The sequence below is a fragment of the Rhizobium sp. CFBP 13644 genome (genome assembly GCF_014842165.1).
Taxonomy (GTDB): Bacteria; Pseudomonadota; Alphaproteobacteria; order Rhizobiales; family Rhizobiaceae; genus Agrobacterium; species Agrobacterium tumefaciens_C.
This window is the reverse complement of the sequence record NZ_JACYVF010000004.1, coordinates 341,603-349,642: the sequence shown is the minus strand read 5'-3', so window position 1 is coordinate 349,642 and position 8,040 is coordinate 341,603. Positions and strand designations below refer to the sequence as shown.

5 protein-coding genes are annotated in these 8,040 nt (G+C 55.8%); all 5 read left to right on the top strand.

Annotated elements, in window-relative coordinates:
* Positions 1-237 precede the first annotated feature (237 nt).
* Entirely contained in the window at positions 238-1,188 is a 951-nt protein-coding gene (locus IFT53_RS14055; RefSeq protein ID WP_192065475.1) for a phosphoribosylaminoimidazolesuccinocarboxamide synthase, read from the top strand.
* Between the two features lie 110 nt (positions 1,189-1,298).
* Complete coding sequence (locus IFT53_RS14050; protein WP_042620130.1) at positions 1,299-1,850, top strand: TetR family transcriptional regulator; 552 nt, start codon at positions 1,299-1,301, stop codon at positions 1,848-1,850.
* 145 nt (positions 1,851-1,995) lie between these two features.
* Complete coding sequence (locus IFT53_RS14045; protein ID WP_192065472.1) at positions 1,996-3,216, top strand: efflux RND transporter periplasmic adaptor subunit; 1,221 nt, start codon at positions 1,996-1,998, stop codon at positions 3,214-3,216.
* A 43-nt stretch (positions 3,217-3,259) separates the two neighbouring features.
* On the top strand, positions 3,260-6,349 hold the full coding sequence (locus IFT53_RS14040; RefSeq protein WP_042620120.1) for an efflux RND transporter permease subunit: 3,090 nt from the start codon (positions 3,260-3,262) through the stop codon (positions 6,347-6,349).
* A gap of 141 nt (positions 6,350-6,490) precedes the next feature.
* The gene (locus tag IFT53_RS14035; protein ID WP_192065470.1) at positions 6,491-7,942 is read left to right on the top strand and encodes an efflux transporter outer membrane subunit; all 1,452 of its coding nucleotides are present in this window, start codon (positions 6,491-6,493) and stop codon (positions 7,940-7,942) included.
* Positions 7,943-8,040: the final 98 nt, after the last annotated feature.

Genomic DNA, 8,040 nt, shown 5'->3' with positions numbered 1-8,040 from the left:
AGCGGACTTATAGAGGACACACCCGAAACAAGTCAACAGCAGGTCAGACAGAAAATTCAGAAAAACAGTAAGTCACTGGTTTAATACGATTATTTGATATCGTTTGGCTGACCGCCCCTCGAAACCCACAAAAAGCCGATACTGGTCCTTCCCTCTAAAACATGCGATAGGGTGATCCACGCTCTCAGGCACGCCTGAGATAGTTATCGCCCTTATATAGAGAGATTGGACAATCCCGTGCGTGTTCTTGCCGAAGCCGTCATTTCCGAACTTCCCCAATATTACCGAGGCAAGGTGCGCGAGAATTACGACCTGCCAGATGGCAACCGCATCATTATATCCACCGATCGTCTCAGCGCCTTTGACCGCATTCTCACTTGCATACCATATAAGGGACAGGTTCTGACCCAGACGGCACGCTACTGGTTCGAACACACAGGCGATATCTGCCCCAACCATGTCGTCTCCTATCCTGACCCCAATGTGGTAGTCGGCAAGCGGCTCGACATTCTGCCTGTTGAGATCGTTGTGCGCGGATATCTGGCAGGCACCACCGGCACCTCCATTCTCACACTCTATAAGAAGGGCGTGCGGGACATGTATGGCGTGACCTTCCCTGAAGGCATGAAAGACAATCAGGCTTTGCCGACGCCGATCATCACGCCGACCAGCAAAGAGTTCGATGGCGGCCATGACGAACCACTGACGCCAGCCGAAATTATTGAGAAGGGATTGCTGACGCCGGATCAATGGGAGACCCTGTCACGATACGCTCTGGCCCTGTTCCAGCGCGGGCAGGAGATGGCTGCCAAGCAAGGGCTTATTCTGGTCGATACGAAATATGAGTTCGGGACCGATGAAAACGGGACCATCATTCTTGCCGACGAAATCCACACACCAGACAGCAGCCGCTATTGGATGGCTGACACCTATGAGCAGGCCTTCCAGCGAGGCAGCCGCCCCCATAGCTTCGACAAGGACTTTGTCCGCTCCTGGGTGGCAGAACGCTGCGACCCCTATGCGGACGATATTCCGGAAATTCCTGAAGAGCTGCGGTTGCAAACCTCGAAGGTGTATATAGAGGCATATGAACGCATCACCGGTCACACATTCGTTCCCGATGATAGCGGCGCAACTCCCTTTGAGCGCGTGCGGCAGAACCTCCAGCGCTATATTCAGGAAACATGAGCGTGACGAAAGCGAGCGTCCCGACCTCATCAACGGTCAAAAACGAGACGACCGGTCGTAAAGCACGACCGCGTCGTTCCGCTGAAGAGACACGACGCGATATTCTCGCCATGACGGAGACATTGTTTCGCGACCGTGGCTTCGGCGCGGTCTCGATTGCGGATATCGCAGCGGCGCTCGGCATGTCGCCTGCCAATATATTCAAGCATTTTCACTCGAAGAATGCATTGGTGGACGCAATATTCGTTCAGCAGATTCGACTGCTTGAACAAAAGATCCATCTGCTGGACGCCAGCCATGCGCCAATTGAACGTCTGCAGCATCTTGCACGCAAGCTCATGGAAAATCATAGGGGCGACCTGAATGATAATCCCTACATATTCGAAATGGTGTTGATGACTGCCAAGCGGGAGCTTGCATGTGGCCGCTATTATGAGAAAGTGGTCACTCAGAAGCTTGCAGACATTATCAACGACGGCGTTAATGCCGGTGTATATCAGCAGACCGACATCGAACATTCGGCCAGAACCGCTCTTTACGCCCTGACATGCGTATTGCACCCGGCTCTGATCGCCCAGGAAGATGTCGACATTTTAGCAACACGTTGTGAAGAACTCGTCACATTTATTGATAGCGCCTTGAGATACGGGATTGCTAGGTGACGATAGGCTCTATACGTCACTTACCTATTCTATTTGTATCGTGGCTTCGCCATGAAAACCTTATACGCCTGATCGCACCACATTTTAGGTGCTTGCCTTCGACATCGGACAAACCGGGATTCGACCGCTGAACATGAGAAAAACGATGAAAAGACGTCTAGCCCCTCTATTCACCATCATGCTCATGGCAGGCGTCGTGGTCGGCTGCAGCGACAGTGAGGAAGCCAAGAAGGCTCCTGCACAGGGTGCGCAGCGTCCCCCTGCCCCGGTTAGCGTCGTTTCCATGAAGAAGAGTGACTATCCGCTGACAACATTACTGGCGGGCCGGGCGGAAGCGTTCCAGAGAGCAGACATTCGCCCGCGTGTAGGCGGCATCATAAAGCAGATTGCCTTCAAGGAAGGCAGCTTCGTAAAGTCAGGCGACCTGCTCTACAAAATCGACGACGACACATACCAGGCATCCTTTGCGGAAGCCCAGGCTGCTCTCGACCGCGCAGAAGTCAGCGTTCCAGCGGCTGAAGCGAATTTGCAGCGCTATGAGCGCCTTGCCAACAGCGGCGCATCCCAGAAAGAATTTGAAGATGCGCGCACCACATTGCTCCAGGCAAGAGCCTCCGTTGCACAGGCGCGTGCAACCTTGCAGACCGCGCAGATCAATCTGTCGCTGACGGAAGTTCGTGCGCCATTCGACGGCGTGACCTCCGCCACCAACTTTTCAATAGGAAACGTGGTCACGGCCAGTCAGGCGGATTCGCTGGTCACCCTGCGCCAGATCAACCCAATCTACATTCAGCTGAACGAATCCAGCGTCAACCTTCTGCGCCTGCAGTCTGCGATCAAGGCCGGCAAACTGGAACGTAGCGACAATAGCGAAACGACGGATATTCGTCTGACGCTGGAAGACGGGTCCGAGTACCCCGGCGTGGGCAAGCTCGACATGTCGGAAATGGCCGTCAGCACAACGACAGGCACCGTTTCCATCCGCACCCTGTTCGACAATCCCGACAACGTCATTCTTCCGGGCATGTATGTGCGTGCCACGATCACGGTGGGTAAGGAAATCGGCTACCTCATTCCCCAGCGCGCGGCTGGCCGCAACGCCAATGGCGAGCTGACTGCAAAGTTCGTGACCGGTGAAAACAAGGTCGAGACCCGCACATTCACCACAAGCCAGCTCTCTGGAAACAACTGGCTCGTGACGGATAATGTTGCGGATGGTGACAAGCTGATTGCTGACGGTTTTCAATGGATAACCGACAATGCCGTGGTCAATCCCATACCGGTCGAGATCGATGAAAAGGGCTCCATCGTAGAAAAGCAGGCGGCACAGCCTGCCACGGCCCCAGCTCCGGCGCCGAAATCATGATGTCTGAAGACATGCTCGGCAACATCGTGATCAGGAACTAGATATGTCAAAATTTTTCATTCGGCGACCGATCTTTGCTTGGGTCATCTCCATTGTCATCATGCTGGGTGGCGCACTGGCCATCAGCACCTTGTCGATCTCGCAATATCCGGAAATTGCGCCGCCAACGATCCGGATCAGCGCAACTTACACCGGCGCCAGTGCCGATACGGTCCGCAAGACCGTCACGCAGATCATCGAAGACGGGATGACCGGGCTTGACGGTCTGACCTACATGAACTCGTCGTCCACGACAGGATCGGCGAGCATCACCCTGACATTCGATAACAGCGTCAATGGTGACATTGCCCAGGTTCAGGTCCAGAACAAGCTCCAGCTTGTGACCTCGCAGTTGCCGGCAGTGGTTCAAAATCTGGGTATCCAGGTCACCAAGTCGACGTCGAGTATCCTGCTCGTTGGTGCCCTTGTGTCTACGGATGGGAAGCGCTCTTCGGCTGATCTCGGCGACATTTTTTCGACGCAGATATCGGACCAGGTAAAGCGCCTGGAAGGCGTCGGCAATATCAATGCCTTCGGCTCCGCTTATTCGATGCGCATCTGGCTCGACCCTTTCAAGCTGAAGAAATTCCAGCTGACGCCAGCTGATGTCACCTCGGCCATTCAATCGCAAAACACGCAGGTCTCCGTTGGCTCGGTTGGGGGACTGCCTTCCGTTGAAGGTCAGCAGATCAATGTGACGATGACGGCCCAAAGCCAGTTGACGACCGTTTCCGATTTCGAGCGGATCATCCTCAAAGTCGACACGACAGCTGCCAATGTCCGCCTGAGTGACGTGGCCCGGGTTGAAATCGGCCAGGAAAGCTATTCCTCCACTTCACGCTCGAACCGCCAGCCTGCGTCCGGCTTTGCGGTCAACCTTGCCACCGGCGCCAATGCGCTGGATACCGCAGCTCTCGTCAAAGCCAAGCTGGCGCAGATCGCACCTGCCCTGCCGCAGAACGTCAAGGTCATCTACCCTTACGACACCACGCCGTTCGTTTCGCTCTCCATCGAGAAAGTCGTTCACACGCTGATCGAAGCCATCGTACTGGTCTTCGTTGTTCTCCTGGTCTTCCTGCAGAACCTGCGTGCCACATTCATTCCGATGATTGCGGTTCCCGTAGTGCTTCTGGGCACCTTCGGCATTCTTGCGCTCACCGGGTACTCGATCAATACGCTGACGATGTTTGCCATGGTTCTTGCCATCGGCCTTCTTGTCGATGATGCGATCGTGGTTGTTGAAAACGTCGAGCGCATCATGACCGAGGAGGGCTTGAGCCCGTTGGAAGCCACGGAGAAATCCATGGGCGAAATCACCGGCGCCATTGTCGGTATCGCCCTTGTGCTGACGGCTGTGTTCATTCCCATGGCGTTCTTCGGTGGCTCGACAGGCATCATCTACCGTCAGTTCTCCGTCACCATCGTGTCTGCCATGCTGCTATCGGCCGTCGTCGCCATCGTGCTGACACCGGCACTTTGCGCCACGATGCTCAAGCCGGTTGATCATCATAAGAAGACCCGTGGTCCCGGCGCATGGTTCAACCGCAACTTCGACCGGACAACCACGGGATATGTGAATTCCGTGGGCTATCTGCTAAAGCGGCCATTGCGCGTACTTCTCATGTTCGCGATCATTATCGGTGGTTGCGCATGGTTCTTCACACGGCTGCCATCGTCCTTCCTGCCTCAGGAAGACCAGGGCGTTCTGATGACGATCATTCAGTTGCCAAACGGCTCGACGAGCGCGCAGACGGCAAAGGTCATCGAAAAAGTCGAGAACTTTTATCTCGACAAGGAAAAAGACACGATCGACAGCATTTTTGCTGTGAACGGCTTCAGCTTCACCGGTAGCGGACAAAGCTATGCTCTCGTCTTTGCCAAGCTGAAGGACTTCGATCAGCGTACAGCGCCAAACATGGCCGCCTCTGCCATCGTGCAACGCGCAATGGGAACCTTCATGACCTTCCGCGAAGCGCAGGTCTTCCCCATCCTGCCTCCCGCCATTCAGGGTCTGGGCAATTCCAGCGGCTTCTCCATGTATCTTGTCGATAGTGGTAACCGGGGTTCGGAAGCACTGGTCAACGCATCGAAACAGTTGATCCAGACCGCCAATGCCAGCGGCAAGGTCACGGCGATGCGCGCCAATGACCGCGATCAGGAAAGCCAGGTCAAGCTTGAACTCGATCAGGAGAAGCTGGGCTCGATGGGCCTCAACGTTGCCGAAGTCAACACCATGCTGACGACGATCTTCGCGGGCAGCCGGGTCAATGACTTCACGCTCAACAACAAGATCAAGAAGGTCTACGTCCAGTCGGACGCGCCATACCGCATGCAGGCAGAAGACCTGAAATACTGGAATGCGCGCAATTCGAGCAATGAGATGGTGCCGTTCACCGCGTTCACCACTGCAAAATGGGTCAACGGGCTGCCATCCGTTTCCGCTTACAACGCTGCCAGTGCATTCTCGCTGGAAGGCGCCGCCCCTCCTGGCCTCAGCTCGGGCGATGCCTTGAACGAGGTGGAACGAATCGTATCTGAAATGGACGGCGGATATTCGGTGGCCTGGACGGGACTTTCCTATCAGGAACGGCTATCGGGATCACAGGCACCACTTCTCTACGGTCTTTCTGTTCTGATCGTCTTCCTGTGCCTTTCAGCCCTTTATGAAAGCTGGTCGATCCCCTTCTCCGTCATCATGGCGGTACCGGTTGGCGTGCTCGGCGCCTTGCTGGCGGCACACTTCTTCGGTCAATCGAACGACGTCTACTTCAAGGTGGGACTGTTGACGACGATAGGCCTTGCCGCGAAAAACGCGATCCTGATCGTGGAGTTCGCTAAAGAGCGTCAGGAGCACGGATTATCCCTGCTAGACGCAACACTGGAGGCCGCAAAGCTTAGATTGCGTCCCATCATCATGACCTCGCTTGCCTTCATTCTGGGTGTCGTGCCGCTTGCTATCGCGAGTGGTGCAGGCTCCGCAGCGCAGAACGCGATCGGTATCGGCGTCCTGGGTGGTATGCTTTCTGCAACACTGCTGGGAATTTTCTTCATTCCATCGTTCTTCGTCATCATAAGGCGAATATCTAATCGTTAACAAACCAAAAATAGGCTAGCAAAGCAGGAATAGGCTGTTAGGAATATTGCTTATTATAAGCCGCATTTTCTCTGCCAATAACTGCGCTACGCTCGTTTCGACTAAGGTGCCGTGTGCGCCGAAATAAATTGGGATCACTCCATGCTGTCCATTCGCGCTACCCTTCCTCTGACCTTGCTCCTTCTGTCCGGCTGTGTTGTCGGGCCAGACCACAAGGCACCAGAGGTTCAGCTTCCTGCCAAATTCGCCGAGGGCGGAAAAGCCAGCAATGGCGATGTCGCAACCGTGGCATGGTGGAATGCATTCAACGACAGCCGTCTCAATGGATATGTCGCAACAGGCATGGCGCAGAACCTGACCGTTCTCCAGGCCATCGAACGAATCAATCAGGCACAGTCGCAGATCACCGTCGCCGGTGCTGGCGCTCTTCCAAGCCTGACAGGCTCCGCCAACCACATCACGTCGCAGACCAAGGGCAGCTTCCCGTCCACCAGTTCGTCTGTACGCAACAGCACGGCTGGAGCTCTTGACGCATCCTGGCTGCTGGATCTTTTTGGCCAGTACCGTCGCTCCAAGGAAAGCGCGAGTGCTTCTCTGGATGCAGCCTATTCAACGGCGGACGTTCAGCGCCTGACGCTGATCTCCTCTGTTGTCGCAGCCTATATCGATGTGCGTTATTATCAGGAACGTCTGGCTATCGCCCGCGCCAACCTGAAGTCCCGCCGCGAAACGCTTGACCTGACGAAGCTTCAGCTTGAAGCCGGTGCTGCGTCGCGTCTCGACGTCGTGCAGTCCGAAGGTCTGGTCAACTCGACAATTGCAGACATGCCGGGTCTCGAAACTGCCTTCCGCCAGGCGGCACACCGCATTGCAACCCTGCTCGGCATGCCGGCATCGTCGCTGGTTGTCGAATTGCAGCGTGGCGCGCGTCAGCCTGTCGCCCGCAAGGCACCGCTTACCGGTATCCCGGCTGACCTGATCCGCAACCGTCCCGATATCCGCGTTGCAGAGCGCAATCTCGCCGCTGCTGTGGCACAGATCGGCGTCGCCGAATCGCGCCTCTATCCAAGCATCACGCTGAGCGGCTCCATTTCTCCAAGCCTCGTGAACATTGCTAACAATGGCGCGCGCGGAACTTCGAACTCATGGTCCTTCGGACCGAGCCTCAACCTGCCGATCTTCGACGGTGGCAGCCTGCGCGCCAATGTCGACATCGCCAATTCGTCGGCCCGCGAGCAGTATCTCGTATGGAAGGCGACCGTGCTGAACGGTATCGAGGAAGTTGAAAACGCCCTTGCCGCCGTAACCCGCGACAAGCAGACGGAAGATGCCCTGCGCAAGACCGTCAACTCCTATCAGGAAGCTCTGTCGCTCGCGACCGCCAGCTACCGCGATGGCGCTTCGTCCCTGCTCGACGTGCTTGATGCGCAGCGTCAGGTTTCGACAGCCCAGGCAAACCTGGCCACAGCTGTTCAGAAAACCGCTCAGGACTATGTATCGCTCAGCGTTGCATTGGGCGGTGGTTATGCGGTCGGCGCGCCAACCACATCGTCTAACGCACGCATTGCAGCCAACACTCCCAAGGGAATGTAAAGGCAGCAAACTGCGTCTGGTCACCATCAATCCCGCAACGAAAGTTGCGGGATTTTTTGTGCGCAAAACAACAACAAAAAGCCCCGGAGCGATCCGGG